This window comes from uncultured Cellulomonas sp. (genome assembly GCF_963527515.1).
In the GTDB taxonomy this organism is placed as follows: domain Bacteria; phylum Actinomycetota; class Actinomycetes; order Actinomycetales; family Cellulomonadaceae; genus Cellulomonas.
The window spans coordinates 25,495-43,354 of the sequence record NZ_CAURTV010000001.1 but is presented as its reverse complement, the minus strand read 5'-3'; the positions used below and the strand labels follow the sequence as shown (position 1 = coordinate 43,354).

Sequence of the window (17,860 nt, the reverse complement as noted above, 5' to 3'; positions counted from 1 at the left end):
TATCGGGTGCATTTTGGGGTGATCTACGCCACAGTGTCGGGCACACAGTGGCGACGGAGCCGCTGACGTCCCTGCTGGGAGGCGCTGGTGACCGACACCTTCGGAGAACGCGAGACCGACTACCAACGAGTGCAGAGCAGCGACGAGTTCCAGGCCCTCAAGCGCCGGTTCCGCCGCTTCGTCTTCCCGATGACGGCCTTCTTCCTGGCCTGGTACTTCCTGTACGTGCTGCTCGCCAACTACGCGCACGACTTCATGGCGACCAAGGTCTGGGGCAACATCAACGTCGGCCTGCTGTTCGGGCTGGGGCAGTTCGTCTCGACCTTCGTCATCACGATGCTCTACGCGCGCTGGGCCAACAACAAGCAGGACGCCGTGGCCGAGCGGCTGCGGCTCCACATCGAGGACGGCACCGCGCTGGACGGGGGTGTCGCATGAGCGCCTCGCTGAGCAGCCTGCTGCGCGCGGCCGAGTCGGAGGACATCGGCAACCCGGCCGTCAACATCGCGATCTTCGGCGCCTTCGTGCTCATCACGCTGGTGATCGTCTTCCGCGCGTCCCGCAACAACAAGACGGCCGCCGACTACTACGCCGCCGGGCGCTCGTTCACCGGCCCGCAGAACGGCACCGCGATCGCGGGCGACTACCTGTCCGCGGCGTCGTTCCTGGGCATCTGCGGCGCCATCGCGATCAACGGCTACGACGGCTTCCTGTACTCGATCGGCTTCCTGGTGGCGTGGCTCGTGGCGCTCCTGCTGGTGGCCGAGCTGCTGCGGAACACCGGCCGCTTCACCATGGCCGACGTGCTGTCGTTCCGGCTCAAGCAGCGGCCCGTCCGCATGGCCGCGGCGCTGGCCACCCTGACGGTCGTGTTCTTCTACCTGCTGGCGCAGATGGCCGGCGCGGGTGGCCTGGTCGCACTGCTGCTGGGCGTCGAGGGCGTCGCGGCACAGGGCCTGGTCATCGCCGTCGTCGGCGCGCTGATGATCCTGTACGTGCTGGTCGGCGGCATGAAGGGGACCACCTGGGTCCAGATCATCAAGGCGATCCTGCTCATCGCGGGCGCGGCGGTGATGACGCTCTGGGTACTGGCCAAGTTCGGCTTCAACCTCTCCGACCTGCTCCAGGGCGCCATCGACACGGCCGGTGAGGGCGGCGAGGCGCTCATCGCGCCCGGCAAGCAGTACGGCGTCAGCGCGATGAGCCAGCTGAACTTCCTGTCGCTCGCCCTGGCGCTCGTCCTGGGCACCGCCGGCCTGCCGCACGTGCTCATGCGGTTCTACACGGTGCCCTCGGCCAAGGAGGCCCGCCGGTCGGTCGTGTGGGCCATCTGGCTCATCGGCATCTTCTACCTGTTCACCCTCGTGCTCGGCTACGGCGCGGGAGCGCTCGTCGGGCCCGACGTCATCAAGGCCGCGCCTGGTGGCGTGAACTCGGCGGCGCCGCTGCTCGCGTTCGAGCTGGGCGGCGTCGTCCTGCTGGGCGTCATCTCGGCGGTCGCGTTCGCCACCATCCTCGCGGTGGTCGCCGGCCTGACCATCACCGCGGCGGCGACGTTCGCGCACGACATCTACGCCTCGGTGATCAAGCACGGCGAGGTGTCGCCGGACGGCGAGGTCCGCGTCGCGCGGATCACGGTGGTCGCCATCGGCATCCTGGCCATCATCGGCGGCATCTTCGCCAACGGGCAGAACGTGGCGTTCCTGGTGGCGCTGGCCTTCGCGGTCGCCGCCAGCGCCAACCTGCCGACGATCCTCTACTCGCTGTTCTGGAAGAGGTTCAACACGTCCGGCGCGCTGTGGAGCATGTACGGAGGGCTCATCTCGTGCATCGTGCTCATCGCGTTCTCGCCGGTGGTGTCCGGCAAGGTCGACCCGGTGACCGGTGCGAGCCTGTCGATGATCCGGAACACGGACGTCGACTTCCACCTGATCCCGCTGGAGAACCCGGGGCTGATCTCGATCCCCCTCGCGTTCCTCCTCGGGATCGTCGGCACCTACCTGAGTAAGGAGCCGCCGCACCCCGAGAAGTACGCGGAGATGGAGGTCCGGTCCCTGACCGGCGCCGGCTCCGAGAAGGCCACGGTGCACTGACCCACGCGCGCCTGGACCGCGGGCGGCCGTCTACGCAGACGGCCGCCCGCGGTGCGTCACGAAGATGGCGGTCCCGGGCAGCCGCGCCCCGCGCACGGGTCCCCAGCCGCCCCACGTGCGGTCGTGACCGACGGGCCACTCCGGTTCCACCAGCCGGTCCAGGACGAAGCCGGCAGCGACCAGCTCGCCGACGTGGTCGCCGAGCGTCCGGTGGTACTCGGCGTACAGGACCGCGCCCGACTCGCCGATCTCGGCGTACGGCGTCCGGTCGAAGTAGGAGCGGTTCGCGGTCAGCCCGGCCTCGCCCGGGTCGTCGGGGAACGCCCACCGCACGGGGTGCGTCACGGCGAACACCCAGCGCCCGCCGGGGCGCAGCACGCGGGCGACCTCGGCGTGGACCCGGTCGGCGTCGGGGACGAAGGGCAGCGCCCCGAACGCCGTGAAGGCCACGTCGAAGGACGCGTCGGCGAACGGCAGCGCCCGGGCGTCGGCCTGCACCAGGGGCGTGATCGGGCCGACCTCGTCGTCGTACCGGGCTCCCGCGGCGAGCATCCCGCCGGACACGTCGGTCGCGACGACGTCCACGCCCTGTCCGGCGAGCCAGCGCGCGCACTGTGCGGCACCGGCACCGACCTCGAGCACCCGACGCCCCGCCAGGTCACCGAGCAGGTGCGCGTCCTTCTCCCGCAGGCCCTCGGGGCACCAGCAGAAGTCGGCCGGTCCGAGGAACGTGCCGTGCTCGTCGAGGTACTCCTGCGCGTTGGCGTCCCACCAGCCGCGGCTCGCCGACCCGCCCGCTGCGGACGGGACGTCGAGGTAGCCTGCCTCGGCCAGGTGGTCGTCGCTCATGGGACCAGTGTCACGTCTGCGGTGCCAGGGACGCGGATACGCTGTCGCACGGCAGCCCGACGACGCGCTTCCCCCCAGTAGTTCCCGCGATCAAGGAGTGCCAGCGTGCGAGTCGGACTGCTCACGGGCGGCGGCGACGTCCCCGGCCTCAACGCCGCGATCCGCGCCGTTGTCAAGCGTGGCGAGGGCGAGTACGGCCACACGATCACCGGGTTCCGGAACGGCTGGCGCGGCGTGGTGGACGGGCACAGCATGCCGCTGTCCCGCGAGCACATCCGCAACCAGCTGGCCGTCGGCGGCACCCTGCTCGGCACGGCCCGGTACCACCCCCACGCCGCCGACGGTGGGCTCGACGCGGTGCTGGCCACCCTCGAGGCGGAGAAGATCGAGGCCCTCATCTGCATCGGTGGGGACGGGACCCTGCACGCCGCCAGCAAGGTGGCCGAGGCGGGGATCCGGATCGTCGCGATCCCGAAGACCATCGACAACGACGTGTGGGGCACCGACCAGTCCATCGGGTTCGACACCGCGGTCTCCATCGCCACCGAGGCGATCGACCGCATCCACACCACCGCGGAGAGCCACAACCGCGTGATGATCGTCGAGGTCATGGGGCGGCACGCCGGCTGGATCGCCGCGACGTCGGGCATCGCCGGGGGAGCCGAGATCGTCCTGGCGCCCGAGCGGCCCTTCGACATCGACAAGATCGAGAAGTTCCTCAAGCACCGCCACCGCGCGCACGCCAGCTTCTCGATCATCGTCGTCGCCGAGGGTGCGGTCCCCGCGCCGGGCACCTCGATGGACTACGAGACCCCGATGGGCAAGTTCGGCGACATCGTCGCGGGGGCCATCGGCCAGCGGCTCAAGGTGGAGATCGAGAACCGCACCGGCTTCGACACCCGCGTCGTGGTGCTGGGGCACGTCCAGCGCGGCGGCATCCCGACGCACGTCGACCGGATCCTCGGGTCCCGGTTCGGCGTCGCCGCGATCGACGCGGCCACCGAGGGGCAGTCGAACGTCATGACCGCCCTGCGGGGCGAGTCCGTGGTGATGGTGCCGCTGAGCGAGGTGGCCGGGAAGGTCAAGTACGTCTCGGACGAGCTGCTCTCGGTGGCCAGCGCCCTGTCCTGACCTGCTTTGACCAGCGCATCGTCGTCCCGATAAGGTAGACGGCGGTGCCGCGCGCCTTGTTGCGTCGGCGTGTCCTCACTCGTACTGCTCGTACGAGGGCTTCCTCCGGGGAGTCGAGGGCGTCCCATCAGATCGCGCTCACCATCTCGCATGTCTTGTGCATGTCACCGTGCCGCCGGCACACACGTCCAGTCCGTACAACTTCCCTGTCCGCATCGGAGCCCATCCCTACATGAGCATCACCACCCCCGCGAAGCCCGCCACCCCGCAGGTCGCGATCAACGACATCGGCTCGGCCGAGGACTTCCTCGCCGCGATCGACGCCACCATCAAGTACTTCAACGATGGCGACATCGTCGAGGGCACCATCGTCAAGGTCGACCGCGACGAGGTCCTTCTCGACATCGGTTACAAGACCGAGGGCGTCATCCCCTCCCGTGAGCTGTCCATCAAGCACGACGTGGACCCCGGTGAGGTCGTCAAGGTCGGCGACGTGGTCGAGGCCCTCGTCCTCCAGAAGGAGGACAAGGAAGGCCGGCTGATCCTGTCCAAGAAGCGCGCACAGTACGAGCGCGCCTGGGGCACGATCGAGAAGATCAAGGAAGAGGACGGCGTCGTCACCGGCACCGTCATCGAGGTCGTCAAGGGCGGCCTCATCCTCGACATCGGGCTGCGCGGCTTCCTGCCCGCGTCGCTGGTGGAGATGCGTCGCGTCCGCGACCTCCAGCCGTACGTCGGCAAGGAGATCGAGGCCAAGATCATCGAGCTCGACAAGAACCGCAACAACGTGGTCCTGTCGCGCCGTGCCTGGCTCGAGCAGACGCAGTCCGAGGTGCGCTCCACCTTCTTGCAGACGCTGCAGAAGGGCCAGGTCCGCCCCGGTGTCGTGTCCTCGATCGTCAACTTCGGCGCCTTCGTGGACCTGGGTGGCGTGGACGGGCTCGTGCACGTCTCCGAGCTGTCCTGGAAGCACATCGACCACCCGTCCGAGGTCGTCGAGGTCGGCCAGGAGGTCACCGTCGAGGTTCTCGACGTCGACTTCGACCGTGAGCGTGTCTCCCTGTCGCTGAAGGCGACGCAGGAGGACCCGTGGCAGGCATTCGCCCGCACGCACGCCATCGGCCAGGTCGTCCCGGGCAAGGTCACCAAGCTGGTCCCGTTCGGCGCGTTCGTGCGCGTCGAGGACGGCATCGAGGGCCTGGTGCACATCTCCGAGCTGGCCGTGCGCCACGTCGAGATTCCGGAGCAGGTCGTCCAGGTCGGCGACGACGTCTTCGTCAAGGTCATCGACATCGACCTGGAGCGTCGCCGCATCTCGCTGTCGCTCAAGCAGGCGAACGAGGGCTTCGACCCGGCCAGCGAGGACTTCGACCCCGCGCTGTACGGCATGGCGGCGGAGTACGACGAGGCCGGCAACTACAAGTACCCCGAGGGCTTCGACCCGGCCACGAACGAGTGGCTCGAGGGCTTCGAGGCCCAGCGCGAGGTGTGGGAGGCGCAGTACGCGCAGGCCCACGAGCGCTGGGAGGCGCACCGCAAGCAGGTCGCCGACGCCGCGAAGGCCGACGCGGAGGCCGCCAGCGGCGCCGCCGAGGGTGCGACGTCGTCGTCCTCGAGCTCGTCGAGCTCGTCGTCCGGCCCGGTGCCGTCGACGTACTCGTCGTCCACCGAGGAGGCCGCGGGCACGCTCGCGTCCGACGAGGCGCTCGCCGCTCTGCGCGAGAAGCTCACGGGTAACTGAACCCACCCGCTCGATGGCCGGTCACCTTCCGAGGTGGCCGGCCATCGGCGTCTCCGGCTGTGCCGGTCGGGCCAGCAGGGCAGGATGGGCGGATGCAACGCATCGGTCTGACAGGCGGGATCGCGGCCGGCAAGTCCGTCGCGGCACGGCGACTGGGTGAGCTCGGGGCGGTGGTGATCGACTCCGACGTCCTGGCGCGGGAGGCCGTGGCGCCCGGGACCGCCGGGCTGGACGCGGTCGTCGAGGAGTTCGGCGCCGGCGTGCTCGCCGTCGACGGCTCGCTGGACCGGCCAGCGCTGGCGTCGATCGTGTTCAGCGACCCGGCAGCCCGGGCGCGGCTGGACGCGATCGTGCACCCGGTGGTCCGTCGGCTCTCCGCCGAGCGGGAGGCGGCTGCTGCCGTGATCGACCACGGCGCGGTCGTCGTGCACGACATCCCGCTCCTGGTGGAGACCGGCCAGGCGGACGCGTTCCACGTGCTCGTGGTGGTGCACGCGCCCGCCGTGCTGCGGGTCGAGCGTCTGGTGCGGCTACGTGGCATGGACCGGGCCGAGGCCGAGGCGCGGGTGTCGGCGCAGGCGAGCGACGACGACCGGCTGGCCGTCGCGGACGTCGTGCTGGACGGCACGGGGAGCGACGACTCCCTGCGGGCCCAGGTGGACGAGCTCTGGGATCGCCTGGCGGTCGAGCGGGCCGACGAGCTCGCTGCCGAGACCCCGTGACCGTCGTCCTGCTGACCGGGTTCGGACCGTTCGACGGGCAGGGCGTCAACGCGTCCTGGCTCGCCGTCTCCGAGGCCGCCACACGGTGGAAGGGTCCGGAGGAGCTCGTCGTGCGCGAGCTGCCCGTGTCGTTCCGGGGCGCCCGCCAACAGCTCCGGGTGGCGGTCGCGGAGGTCGAGCCTGACCTGGTGGTGTGCGTCGGGGAGGCCGGCGGCAGGGCGGCCGTCGGGCTCGAGCGCGTGGCCGTGAACGTCATCGACGCGCGCATCCCGGACGTCGACGGCTCCGCACCGGTGGACGTGCCGGTGGTCGCCGGGGCGCCGGCCGCGTTCTTCTCCACGCTCCCCGTCAAGGCGTGCGCGCTGGCCGTGCGGGAGGCCGGGGTGCCGGTCGAGATCTCGAACACCGCGGGGCTGTACGTCTGCAACGCGACGTTCTACGCGCTCCAGCACCTCCTGTCCGCCCGACCGCAGGTGCGCAGCGGGTTCGTGCACCTGCCGCGCACCCCCGCCCAGGTCGACCCCGGCGCGCCCTCGATGTCGACCGCCGACGCCGCCACCGGCCTGCTCGCCGTCCTCCGGGCCGTGCTGTCCACCACGACCGACGTGTGGGTGTCCGCGGGGACGCTCGCCTAGGACACGGGTGTCAGTGGTGCCACGTACCGTGGTGGCATGCGTCCAGTCACCGATCTCCAGCGGACCGTCGCGCCGTTCGAGGTGATCTCCGAGTACACGCCGTCCGGCGACCAGCCCAAGGCGATCAAGGAGCTGACGGAGCGCATCAAGGCGGGGGAGAAGGACGTCGTCCTGCTCGGCGCCACGGGCACCGGGAAGTCGGCGACCACCGCCTGGCTGATCGAGCAGGTGCAGCGACCGACGCTCGTCATGGCGCCGAACAAGACGCTCGCCGCGCAGCTGGCCACGGAGTTCCGGGAGCTGCTGCCCAACAACGCCGTCGAGTACTTCGTCTCGTACTACGACTACTACCAGCCCGAGGCGTACATCGCGCAGACGGACACGTACATCGAGAAGGACTCGTCGATCAACGACGAGGTCGAGCGGCTGCGGCACTCGGCCACCAGCTCGCTGCTCACCCGCAGGGACGTCATCGTGGTCGCGTCGGTGAGCTGCATCTACGGCCTGGGCACCCCGCAGGAGTACGTCGACCGCATGGTGACGCTCTCGGTGGGCGACCAGGTGGACCGCGACCAGCTGCTGCGCAAGTTCGTCACGATGCAGTACACCCGCAACGACATGGCGTTCACGCGCGGCACGTTCCGCGTGCGCGGGGACACGGTCGAGATCATCCCGGTGTACGAGGAGCTGGCCATCCGGATCGAGTTCTTCGGCGACGAGATCGAGGCGATCGCCACCCTGCACCCGCTGACCGGTGACGTGGTGCACTCCGAGCAGCAGATGCACATCTTCCCCGCCACCCACTACGTCGCCGGGCCCGAGCGGATGGAGCGCGCGATCCGCGGCATCGAGCTGGAGCTGGAGGAGCGGCTGGCGGAGCTGGAGCGGCAGAACAAGCTGCTCGAGGCCCAGCGGCTGCGCATGCGCACCACCTACGACATCGAGATGATGCGGCAGATCGGCTCGTGCTCGGGCATCGAGAACTACTCGCGGCACATCGACGGCCGCAGCCCGGGCAGCGCGCCGAACACCCTCATCGACTACTTCCCCGAGGACTTCCTGCTGGTCATCGACGAGTCGCACGTCACGGTGCCGCAGATCGGGGCGATGTTCGAGGGGGACATGTCGCGCAAGCGGGCGCTGGTGGACCACGGGTTCCGGCTGCCCAGCGCGACGGACAACCGGCCGCTGCGCTGGGAGGAGTTCGTCGAGCGGATCGGCCAGACGGTCTACCTGTCCGCGACGCCCGGCAACTACGAGATGTCGATCTCCGACGGTGTCGTGGAGCAGATCATCCGGCCGACCGGCCTGGTGGACCCCGAGGTCGTGGTGAAGCCGACCACCGGGCAGATCGACGACCTGCTGGGCGAGATCCACGACCGCGTCGAGAAGGACGAGCGGGTGCTGGTCACCACGCTCACCAAGAAGATGGCCGAGGACCTGACGGACTACTTCCTGGAGAAGGGTGTCCGGGTCCGCTACCTGCACTCGGAGGTCGACACACTGCGCCGGGTGGAGCTCCTGCGCGAGCTGCGCATGGGCGAGTACGACGTCCTGGTCGGCATCAACCTGCTGCGCGAGGGCCTCGACCTGCCGGAGGTGTCGCTGGTCGCCATCCTCGACGCCGACAAGGAGGGGTTCCTGCGCTCCGGGCGGTCGCTCATCCAGACCATCGGGCGCGCGGCGCGGAACGTCTCCGGCCAGGTGCACATGTACGCCGACCGGATCACCGACGGTATGGCGCAGGCGATCGACGAGACGGCCCGGCGCCGCGAGAAGCAGGTGGCCTACAACCTGGAGCACGGCATCGACCCGACCCCGCTGCGCAAGAAGATCGGCGACATCACCGACCTGCTGGCGCGCGAGGACGCGGACACGGCCGAGCTGCTCGGCGGTGCCGGACGCCAGAGCAGCCGCGGCAAGGCGCCGGTGCCGGGGTTCGGCTCCAAGGGTGCGCCCCGTGACGAGCGGACCCGGCTCACGGGTGCCGCGGCGGGCGAGCTGGCGGACCTCATCCAGCAGCTGTCGGACCAGATGCATGCGGCGGCCGGCGAGCTGCAGTTCGAGCTCGCCGCGCGACTGCGGGACGAGATCTCCGGCATGAAGAAGGAGCTCCGCCAGATGCAGGCCGCGACGGCCTGAGCCGCCCGCGGTGGACACCGCAGGGGGCACGCACGGGTGTGCTTTATGCTTGCGCCCGTTGAAGGGGAGTACCCCACACACGATCCCGTCGTCATCACGGACCCGCTAGCGCGGGGCCCGGCGCGATCGGTCCGCAGCGGGCGACCGCGCGGGCGGGGGAGACCTTCGGTACCGACGCCACTCTCGTACCGGAGGTTTCTGCATGGATGTGTCCAGCTGGGTGTGGGCAGGGACGGCGGTCTTCGTCGTCGGACTGATCCTCTTCGACTTCTTCGCCCACGTGCGCACCCCGCACGCCCCGACGTTCCAGGAGTCGGCCCGCTGGTCGATCTTCTACGTCGGCCTCGCGCTCGTGTTCGGCGTGGTGGTCGGCGTGGTCTACGGCTGGGGCCCCGGCACCGAGTACTTCGCCGGGTACGTGACCGAGAAGAGCCTGTCGGTCGACAACCTCTTCGTCTTCCTCATCATCATGACGAAGTTCGCGGTGCCCAGGAACTACCAGCAGAAGGTCCTGCTGGTCGGCGTGGTCATCGCGCTAATCCTGCGGACGGTCTTCATCCTGGCCGGCGCAGCCGCGATCGAGCGGTTCTCCTGGGTGTTCTACCTGTTCGGCGCGTTCCTGGTGTACACCGCCGTGAAGCTCGCCCGGGAGCACCACGACCCGGACCACCTCGACCCCCGCGCGGAGCGCGACGGCCTCGCGGTGCGCACCCTCAAGCGGATCCTCCCGACGACGGAGGAGTACCACGGCGACCGCCTCACGGTGAAGATCGACGGCAAGCGGCTGCTCACGCCGATGCTGCTCGTGATGGTGGCCATCGGCTCGACGGACATCCTGTTCGCGCTCGACTCGATCCCGGCGATCTACGGGCTGACCGAGGAGCCGTACATCGTCTTCACCGCCAACGCGTTCGCCCTGCTCGGCCTGCGCCAGCTGTACTTCCTCATCGGTGGTCTGCTGGAGCGGCTCGTGTACCTGTCCCAGGGGCTGGCCGTCATCCTCGGGTTCATCGGCGTCAAGTTGGTGCTCCACGCCCTGCACGTCAACGAGCTCGCGTTCGTCAACAACGGCGAGCCCGTCGCGTGGGCTCCCGAGATCCCCATCTGGCTGTCCCTCACGGTGATCCTCGGCACCCTCGCCGTGGCCACCGTGGCCAGCCTCCTGAAGACCCGCAACGACGAGCGCATCGCCTCGTCGACCGAGAGCTGAGGACCACCACGTGAACGTCGACCCCCTGGTCTGGATCGTCTCCCTGGGCCTGGCCGGTGCGCTCCTCGTCGTCGACGTCGCCGTCGTGGGCCGTCGCCCGCACGTGCCGTCGACCGCCGAGTGCGTGCGGTACCTGACCTTCTACATCGGTCTCGCGGTGCTCTTCGGGATCGGTGTGTGGGCCACCTCGGGTGCCGAGTACGCGGGCCAGTTCTACGCGGGATGGCTGACCGAGTACTCGCTGTCGGTCGACAACCTCTTCGTGTTCCTGCTGATCATGGGCAAGTTCGCGGTGCCGCGTGCATACCAGCAGACCGCGCTGCTCATCGGGATCATCCTGGCGCTGCTGTTCCGTGGGCTGTTCATCTGGGCGGGCGCCGCGGTGATCGACGCCTTCAGCTGGGTGTTCTACCTGTTCGGCGCTTTCCTCGTGTACACGGCGTGGAAGGTCGGCCGCGAGGGGGAGGTCGACGAGGACGACGAGTTCCACCCGCCGCTCCTGCTGCGCATCGTCCAGCGCGTCTTCCCCGCCACGTCGAGCTACCACGGCGTCAAGCTGACGGTGGTCGAGGGCGGCCGCCGCCTCATCACCCCGATGTTCGTCGTGCTGGTGGCGCTCGGCGCCACGGACCTGCTCTTCGCGTTCGACTCGATCCCCGCGATCTTCGGGCTGACCAGCGAGCCGTACCTGGTGCTCATGGCGAACCTGTTCGCCCTCATGGGCCTGCGCCAGCTGTACTTCCTGCTGGGCGACCTGCTCACGCGGCTGGTCTACCTCAACATCGGCCTCGCGGTCCTGCTCGGCTTCATCGGCGTCAAGCTGGTGCTGCACGCGCTGCACGAGAACGAGGTCCCGTTCATCAACGGCGGCGAGCCGGTCGCCTGGGCGCCGGACATCCCGATCTGGCTCTCGTTGAGCGCGATCGTGCTCATCCTCGCGGTGACCGCCGTGGCCAGCATCGCCAAGGTGCGGGTGGACGAGCGACGGGCCCTGACCGCGCCCGACGAGCCGGTGGCCGAGCCGACGGACTGACCTTCAGGCGCTCCAGGGGCCGAGGACGACGTCCCAGCTCCGGACGTCGGTGTGCGCCACGACACCCTCGCGGACGAACGGGTCGTCCGCGAGGATCGCGGCGACGGCCTCCGGCGACTCCGCTCGGAACACCAGCAGGGCTCCGGGGTCGCCCTCCGTGAACGGCCCTGAGCCCAGCAGCGTCCCGTGCTCGACCAGGGCGGACAGGTAGGCGCGGTGCTCGGGGCGGACCAGGTCGCGCACGTCGGTGCGCTCGTCGTAGGTGTAGCGGACGGCATAGGTGGGCATGGCGTCATCCTGCCGGAGCCGGTGGCAGAGTGCTGGCATGGCACGGAACCTGCGCACGCTGCTCACCGAGGACCTGCTGACCCGTCTCCACGACCGCGCGCCGGTGCACGACCGCGACAACACCTTTCCGCACGAGGACCTCGCGGACCTGGTGGCCGCCGGGTACCTGCGGGCGTTCGTCCCGGAGCGGCTGGGCGGCGCCGGGCTGACGCTGGAGGAGGTGGCACGCGAGCAGGTGCGGCTCGCCGCGGCCGCGCCGGCGACCGCCCTCGCGGTGAACATGCACCTGGTGGTCACCGGGCTGGCGGCGCTGCTGGTGGGGCGAGGCGACGACTCCGTCGAGTTCATCCTGCGCGACGCCGCCGCCGGGGAGGTCTTCGCGTTCGGCAACTCCGAGGCGGGCAACGACCTGGTGATGTTCGGCTCGCGGACGCGCGCGGAGCGGCAGCCCGACGGTGCGTACCGGTACACGGGCAGGAAGATCTTCACCTCGCTGTCACCGGTGTGGACACGGCTGGCGACGTTCGGGCTCGACGACTCCGACCCGGACGACCCCCGGCTGGTGCACGGCGTGGTGTCCCGCTCCGACGGGGGCACCGAGACCCTCGACGACTGGGACACGCTCGGCATGCGCGCGACGCAGTCGGCCACGACGGTGCTCGACGGAGCGCTCGCGCCGGCTGACCGCGTGTACCGCTCGTTGCCCCCCGGGCCGAGCGCGGACCCGTTCGTGTTCGCCCTGTTCGCCGTGTTCGAGATCCTGCTCGGCGCCGTGTACACGGGCATCGGCCGACGGGCGATCGAGCTCGGGGTCGCGGCCGCCCGGCGCCGGACGTCGATGAAGCACGAGGGCCGCTCGTACGCCCAGGACCCCGACATCCGGTGGCGGATCGCCGATGCCGTGCTGGCGCAGGACGGCACGGAGCTGCAGGTGTTCGCCCTGGCCCGCGACGTCGACGAGCAGGCAGACCACGGAGCCCGCTGGTTCGCGCAGCTGGTGGGGCTCAAGGTGCGTGCCACCGAGTCGGCCCGGGTGGTCGTCGAGAACGCGATCCGGGTCTCCGGGGGCAGCTCGTACGTCAGCGGCAACGAGGTCGCGCGGCTGTACCGCGACGTGCTGGCGGGGCTGTTCCACCCGTCGGACGACGAGTCGGCGCACGCCACGCTCGCCACCTCGGTGCTGGGACCACCGGAGTCCTGACGTGGAGCTCCCGGACGTGCTGGAGCTGCCCGGTGCTCGGGTGCGAGCGCTGCGCACGGACGACTGGGTGCTCGACCACGCCCTGTCCCGGATCCCCGACGTGCACCGGTGGACGTACTACCCCGCCGCGATCGAGCCGGCGGAGGCGCGCGAGCGCGTGGCCCGCAGCCTGGCCCAGCGCGCCGACGGCCGAGGTGCGCGGTGGGCCGTCGAGCGTGCCGGGTCCGCCGTCGGCACGATCGGGATCGTGCTCCGGGTCGACGGCCCGTACGTGTACTACGCGCTGCTCCCGGAGGGGCGCGGTTCGGGCCTGGCGACCGCCGCGGTGCGGGTCGTCTCGGACTGGGTTCTGGCGCACTGGGCCGCCGACGTGCGCGCGGTGACGATGGTCGGCAACCTGAGCAGTGAACGAGTGCTCGAGAGGGTCTCGTTCCGTCGTGCAGGCGTCGACGTGGAGCCGGACGGAGTCTCGGTCACGCGCTGGGTCCGGACCCACGACACTCAACCTACTGTCCAGTAACTTACGGAAGCGTAGGTTACGCTCGGGGGATGACGACCGTGGGACCAGGACGACCGCACACCGCCGACACGGGCGTCCCCCGCGAGGTGCCGATCCCCGACGAGCCGCTCACCGCGGCGCTCGACCGCGCTGCGCTGCGCTGGCCCGACCGGGTCGCGGTGGACTTCCTCGGTGAGCCGACCACGTACGCCGAGCTGGCCGATGCGGTGGCCCGGGGCGCCCAGGTGCTGCTCGACCTGGGCGTCAAGCCCGGCGATCGCGTCGCCCTGGTGATGCCCAACTGCACGGGGCACGTCGTCGCGTTCTACGCCGCGCTGCGCATCGGTGCGGTCGTCGTCGAGCACAACCCGACCTACACGGCGGGCGAGCTCGCCCACCAGCTGGCCGACTCGGGAGCCGTCGTCGCACTCGTGTGGGAGAAGGCGGTCCCGCGCGTCCTCGAGACGCTCGCGCGGACCTCGCTCAAGGCCGTCGTCGCGATGGACCTGTCCGCCGACCTGCCGCGGGGCAAGCGGATCGCCCTGCACCTGCCCGTGCCCCGCGCGCGCCGGCTGCGGCAGGCGATGTGCGGCAAGGTGCCCCCTGCGTTCCCGATGTGGCACCGGCTCGTCGCCAAGGCGGCACCCCTCGATCCTGCGCACCCGGTGCCGTCGGCCTCCGACGTCGCTCTCCTGCAGTACACGGGCGGCACGACGGGCACCCCCAAGGGCGCGATGCTCACGCACCGCAACCTCGTGGCGAACGCGGTCCAGGGCCACGCCTGGACCGGCGTCGAGCCGGGGACCGACGTCGTCTACGGGGTCCTGCCGTTCTTCCACGCCTTCGGGCTGACGCTCTGCCTCACGTACGCGGTCCGCGTCGGAGCCACGATGGTCGCCTTCCCGTCCTTCGACCCCGCCATGGTGCTCGACGCGCAGCAGCGCCTGCCGGGAACCTTCCTCCCCGCCGTCCCGCCCATGCTGGACCGGCTCGCCACGGCCGCGGAGGCGTCCGGGGCCGACCTCACGTCGTTCCGGTACGCGATCTCCGGCGCCATGGCGCTGCCCGCGGCGACCGCCCAGAAGTGGGAGCGGGTCACCGGGGGCCTGGTCTCCGAGGGGTACGGCATGACCGAGACCTCACCGGTCGCGCTCGGCAACCCCCTGACCGACCGACGCCGGCCAGGCACGCTCGGGCTGCCGTTCCCCAGCACCCACATCCGCGTGGTGGACCCCACGGACGTGACGCGGGAGGTGGAGCCGGGGGAGCGCGGTGAGCTGCTGATCCAGGGCCCGCAGGTGTTCGCCGGCTACTGGGGCCGCCCCGAGGAGACGGCGGAGCAGCTGCTCGACGACGGCTGGCTGCGCACCGGGGACATCGTGACGGTCGACGAGACCGGCTGGGTCGTCCTGGTGGACCGCATCAAGGAGGTCATCGTCAGCGGTGGCTTCAAGGTGTACCCGTCGCAGGTCGAGGACCACCTGCGCGGCATGCCGGGAGTCGCGGACGTCGCGGTGGTCGGCGTGCCCGGCGGGGACCTGGGCGAGACCGTGGTGGCCGCCGTGGTGCTCGAGCCGGGCGCCCACGGGGTGGACCTCGACGCGATCCGTGCGTGGGGCGAGCGACACCTCGCGCGCTACGCCCTGCCGCGTCGGCTCGTGGTGCTCGAGGAGCTCCCGCGGTCGCAGGTGGGCAAGGTGCTGCGTCGCGTGGTGCGCGACTCGGTCCTGGCGGGCTGACGCACCTCACCAGCCGCGGGCGCGCCACTCCTGCAGGTGCGGACGCTCCGCGCCGAGCGTGGTGTCACGGCCATGGCCCGGGTACACCCACGTCGCGTCGTCGAAGCGGTCGAACAGCCGGGACGTGACGTCGGCATAGAGCTGGCCGAACGCCTCCGGGCTCGTCGTCCGGCCCACGCCGCCGGGGAAGAGGGAGTCGCCCGTGAACAGATGCACCCGGCCGGCGGGCTCGCGGTAGGCGAGCGCGACCGATCCCGGGGTGTGACCGCGCAGGCCCACGACCTCGAGGGCCAGGTGCCCGACGGTCAGGACGTCACCGTCGTGCAGCCGCCGCCCGACCGGCAGGTCGGCCGCCGCCGAGATCGCGTCGGCGTCGTCGGCCCCCGCCGCGACGGTCGCGCCGGTGACGGCGACCAGCGAGGTGAGCGCCCCCAGGTGGTCGGGATGGCGGTGCGTCGTGACGATGACGTCCAGCCGGGACGACCCCTCGCGCACCAGCTCGAGCAGCCGGTCGGGCTCGGCCGCAGCGTCGACGAGCACCTGGGCGCCGTCGCGCCGGGACGTCACGAGATAGGTGTTGTTGTCCATCGGGCCGACCGCGGCCTTGCGGATCTCGACCTCGTCGAGCACCCGGACGCCCGACGGTCCGCCGACGCGCACGTCACCGGTGTAGGTCATCGTGCGCTCCGCTCCAGCGCGAGGTCGTGGCTGTGCACCGCCCGGACCAGCGCCAGGTGGGACAGCGCCTGGGGGTGGTTGCCCGCCATCCGCCGACCTGCCGGGTCGTACTGCTCGGCCAGCAGGCCCACGTCGCTCGCCAGGCCGACCAGGATGTCGAGCACCTTGCTGGATCCCTCCACGTCGTCGGTGCGCGCGAGCGCGTCGGCGAGCCAGAAGGAGCAGGCGAGGAACGCGTGCTCGTCGCCGGGCACGCCGTCGTCCGTGCGCTCCACGCGGTACCGGCGCAGCAGGCCCGGGGCGACCTCGAGCTCGGCGCGGATGGCCGCCAGCGTCGAGAGGAGCCGGGGGTCGTCGGGCGGCAGGAAGTCGACCTGCGCGAGCTGCAGCAGCGCGGCGTCGGTGTGCTGCGCGCCGTAGGACTGCACGAACGTGCCGCGCTCCTCGTTCCAGCCGTGCGTCAGCACGTCGGACCGGATGGCCTCCCGCTCGGCGCGCCAGCGGTCCACGGGCGCGTCGAGACCGTGCTTCTCGGCGGCCCGGACCCCGCGGTCGACGGCGGCCCACGCCATGACCTTGGAGTGCGTGAAGTGCTGCGGGTCGCCGCGCACCTCCCAGATGCCGCGGTCCGGCTCCCGCCACTGCGAGAGCAGCTGGTCGACCAGGTGACGCTGCATCGACCAGGAGTCGGTGGTCTCCTCCAGGCCGGCCTCGCGCGCCATCTCCAGGGCGCACATGACCTCGCCGAGGACGTCGTTCTGCACCTGGCCGACGGCGGCGTTGCCCACCCGGACGGGTCGCGAGCCCGCATAGCCGGGGAGGTGGTCGAGCACGCGCTCGGGCAGGTCCCGACCCCCGTCGACGCGGTACATGATCTGCAGGTCCGACGACCGGCCGGCGACCGCCCGCAGCAGCCAGTCCCGCCACTCCGTGGCCTCGTCCCGGTAGCCGTGCTCGAGCAGCGCCTCGAGGGTCATCGCCGCGTCCCGCAGCCAGCAGAACCGGTAGTCCCAGTTGCGGGCACCGCCGAAGTCCTCCGGCAGGGAGGTCGTGGCGGCCGCGACGATGCCCCCCGTCTCGGAGTCGGTGAGCATGCGCAGGACCAGGAGCGAGCGGACGACGGCCTCGCGGTACGACCCCTGGTAGGCGCAGCTGCGCGCCCACAGGCCCCAGCTGATCCGCGTCGTGTCGATCCGGTCCGCGATGGTCAGTCGCGGCGGGACGGGTTCCCACGAGCGGGTCCAGGTGAGCGAGAGGTCGACCGCCTCACCCGCGCGCAGCGTGAAGCGGTCGGCGTGCCGGTGGTCCGCCGCGGTCGGGAGCCGGTCACCGCGCAGCGTGAGGGAGTCCGGGCCGGCGATCGCCCGGATCGCGTCGTTCCCGTCCTCGTCGGTGATGTGGCGCACCCACGGCTCGATGGCGCCGTACCCGAACCGCACGACCCACTCGTGCTCGACCTCGACGTGGCCGCGGGTGCACGCGATCCGCCGCACCAGGTCCGAGCGGCCGTCGTTCAGCGGCATGGTCTCCAGCGCGACCGCCGTCCCGGCCGCGGTCTCGTAGGTGGTCTCGAGCACGAACGAGTCGTCGAGGTACCGGCGGGTCACCGAGGTGGCGTCGCGGACAGTGAGGAGCCACCGCCCGTGCTCAGGGGTCCCGAGCAGGCGCGCGAAGCAGGCCGCCGCGTCGAAGGTGGGCAGGCACAGCCAGTCGATCGAGCCTCGCAGGGAGACGAGCGCGGCCGTCCGCCCGTCGCCGAGGACGGCGTAGTCCTCGACGGGGACCAGAGGGGGGTCGACGACGGCGTCAGGTCTGTCCACCACGTGAGCATGGCCCGACCGCGCCGAGGCGGCACGTCGGCGGTTCTGTGGGTTCGCTCACGTCGAACAGATGTGCGAA

General features: G+C 71.0%; 16 protein-coding genes. 12 read left to right on the top strand and 4 right to left on the bottom strand.

Translation table 11 applies throughout. From position 1 onward, the window contains the following. The first annotated feature begins 87 nt into the window (after positions 1-87). Positions 88-438 (top strand): DUF485 domain-containing protein, encoded by a 351-nt coding sequence (locus RYN42_RS00190; protein ID WP_315092699.1) that lies wholly within the window; start codon positions 88-90, stop codon positions 436-438. After that, entirely contained in the window at positions 435-2,093 is a 1,659-nt protein-coding gene (locus RYN42_RS00185) for a cation acetate symporter (RefSeq protein WP_315092697.1), read from the top strand. The genes RYN42_RS00190 and RYN42_RS00185 overlap by 4 nt, the downstream gene beginning before the upstream one ends. Positions 2,094-2,123: 30 nt before the next feature. On the opposite strand, the gene RYN42_RS00180 is transcribed toward RYN42_RS00185, so the two are convergent. Continuing rightward, positions 2,124-2,942 (bottom strand): class I SAM-dependent methyltransferase, encoded by an 819-nt coding sequence (locus tag RYN42_RS00180; RefSeq protein WP_315092696.1) that lies wholly within the window; start codon positions 2,940-2,942, stop codon positions 2,124-2,126. A 105-nt stretch (positions 2,943-3,047) separates the two neighbouring features. Between RYN42_RS00180 and RYN42_RS00175 the strand changes: the two genes are divergently transcribed. The 7 genes from RYN42_RS00175 (at position 3,048) to RYN42_RS00145 (ending at position 11,556) form a co-directional block, all read left to right on the top strand. Further along, complete coding sequence (locus RYN42_RS00175; RefSeq protein ID WP_315092695.1) at positions 3,048-4,073, top strand: ATP-dependent 6-phosphofructokinase; 1,026 nt, start codon at positions 3,048-3,050, stop codon at positions 4,071-4,073. Between the two features lie 232 nt (positions 4,074-4,305). Then, positions 4,306-5,814 (top strand): 30S ribosomal protein S1, encoded by a 1,509-nt coding sequence (gene rpsA, locus RYN42_RS00170; protein WP_315092694.1) that lies wholly within the window; start codon positions 4,306-4,308, stop codon positions 5,812-5,814. Positions 5,815-5,906: 92 nt separating this feature from the next. Next, positions 5,907-6,536, top strand: a complete 630-nt coding sequence (coaE, locus tag RYN42_RS00165; RefSeq protein ID WP_315092693.1) for a dephospho-CoA kinase — start codon at positions 5,907-5,909, stop codon at positions 6,534-6,536. Beyond that, complete coding sequence (pcp, locus tag RYN42_RS00160; protein WP_315092692.1) at positions 6,533-7,171, top strand: pyroglutamyl-peptidase I; 639 nt, start codon at positions 6,533-6,535, stop codon at positions 7,169-7,171. Before coaE ends, pcp begins: the two co-directional genes overlap by 4 nt. A 36-nt stretch (positions 7,172-7,207) precedes the next feature. Then, a complete protein-coding gene (gene uvrB, locus RYN42_RS00155) occupies positions 7,208-9,313 on the top strand; it encodes an excinuclease ABC subunit UvrB (protein WP_315092691.1) in 2,106 nt (701 codons plus the stop codon). A gap of 202 nt (positions 9,314-9,515) precedes the next feature. Beyond that, complete coding sequence (locus RYN42_RS00150; RefSeq protein ID WP_315092690.1) at positions 9,516-10,523, top strand: TerC family protein; 1,008 nt, start codon at positions 9,516-9,518, stop codon at positions 10,521-10,523. Positions 10,524-10,533: 10 nt separating this feature from the next. Then, complete coding sequence (locus RYN42_RS00145; protein WP_315092689.1) at positions 10,534-11,556, top strand: TerC/Alx family metal homeostasis membrane protein; 1,023 nt, start codon at positions 10,534-10,536, stop codon at positions 11,554-11,556. Between the two features lie 3 nt (positions 11,557-11,559). On the opposite strand, the gene RYN42_RS00140 is transcribed toward RYN42_RS00145, so the two are convergent. Continuing rightward, a complete protein-coding gene (locus RYN42_RS00140; protein WP_315092688.1) occupies positions 11,560-11,844 on the bottom strand; it encodes a YciI family protein in 285 nt (94 codons plus the stop codon). 37 nt (positions 11,845-11,881) lie between these two features. Here RYN42_RS00140 and RYN42_RS00135 point away from each other — a divergent pair, with 37 nt between their 5' ends. Genes RYN42_RS00135 through RYN42_RS00125 form a run of 3 tightly spaced genes read left to right on the top strand, consistent with a single transcriptional unit; the run spans position 11,882 to position 15,283 of the window. Continuing rightward, a complete protein-coding gene (locus RYN42_RS00135) occupies positions 11,882-13,045 on the top strand; it encodes an acyl-CoA dehydrogenase family protein (protein WP_315092687.1) in 1,164 nt (387 codons plus the stop codon). A gap of 1 nt (position 13,046) precedes the next feature. Then, a complete protein-coding gene (locus tag RYN42_RS00130) occupies positions 13,047-13,565 on the top strand; it encodes a GNAT family N-acetyltransferase (RefSeq protein ID WP_315092686.1) in 519 nt (172 codons plus the stop codon). Positions 13,566-13,594: 29 nt separating this feature from the next. Next, positions 13,595-15,283 carry an AMP-binding protein gene (locus tag RYN42_RS00125; protein WP_315092685.1) on the top strand — a complete coding sequence of 563 codons (1,689 nt, stop codon included), beginning with the start codon at positions 13,595-13,597 and terminating at the stop codon, positions 15,281-15,283. 6 nt (positions 15,284-15,289) lie between these two features. Here the strand turns inward: RYN42_RS00125 and RYN42_RS00120 are convergent, their stop codons facing one another. Both RYN42_RS00120 and RYN42_RS00115 read right to left on the bottom strand, forming a co-directional pair. Next, a complete protein-coding gene (locus tag RYN42_RS00120) occupies positions 15,290-15,961 on the bottom strand; it encodes an MBL fold metallo-hydrolase (RefSeq protein WP_315092684.1) in 672 nt (223 codons plus the stop codon). Then, positions 15,958-17,781, bottom strand: coding sequence for a glycoside hydrolase family 15 protein (locus tag RYN42_RS00115; RefSeq protein ID WP_315092683.1), 1,824 nt, complete (start codon positions 17,779-17,781; stop codon positions 15,958-15,960). Before RYN42_RS00115 ends, RYN42_RS00120 begins: the two co-directional genes overlap by 4 nt. Between the last annotated feature and the right edge of the window lie 79 nt (positions 17,782-17,860).

Excerpts from the sequence above, each read along its gene's own strand:
- RYN42_RS00150 (WP_315092690.1), top strand. The coding sequence starts at position 9,516 with ATGGATGTGTCCAGCTGGGTGTGGGCAGGGACGGCGGTCTTCGTCGTC.
- uvrB (WP_315092691.1), top strand. The coding sequence starts at position 7,208 with ATGCGTCCAGTCACCGATCTCCAGCGGACCGTCGCGCCGTTCGAGGTG.
- rpsA (WP_315092694.1), top strand. The coding sequence starts at position 4,306 with ATGAGCATCACCACCCCCGCGAAGCCCGCCACCCCGCAGGTCGCGATC.
- coaE (WP_315092693.1), top strand. The coding sequence starts at position 5,907 with ATGCAACGCATCGGTCTGACAGGCGGGATCGCGGCCGGCAAGTCCGTC.
- RYN42_RS00180 (WP_315092696.1), bottom strand. The coding sequence starts at position 2,942 with ATGAGCGACGACCACCTGGCCGAGGCAGGCTACCTCGACGTCCCGTCC.
- RYN42_RS00120 (WP_315092684.1), bottom strand. The coding sequence starts at position 15,961 with ATGACCTACACCGGTGACGTGCGCGTCGGCGGACCGTCGGGCGTCCGG.
- RYN42_RS00140 (WP_315092688.1), bottom strand. The coding sequence starts at position 11,844 with ATGCCCACCTATGCCGTCCGCTACACCTACGACGAGCGCACCGACGTG.
- RYN42_RS00185 (WP_315092697.1), top strand. The coding sequence starts at position 435 with ATGAGCGCCTCGCTGAGCAGCCTGCTGCGCGCGGCCGAGTCGGAGGAC.
- RYN42_RS00125 (WP_315092685.1), top strand. The coding sequence starts at position 13,595 with ATGACGACCGTGGGACCAGGACGACCGCACACCGCCGACACGGGCGTC.
- RYN42_RS00135 (WP_315092687.1), top strand. The coding sequence starts at position 11,882 with ATGGCACGGAACCTGCGCACGCTGCTCACCGAGGACCTGCTGACCCGT.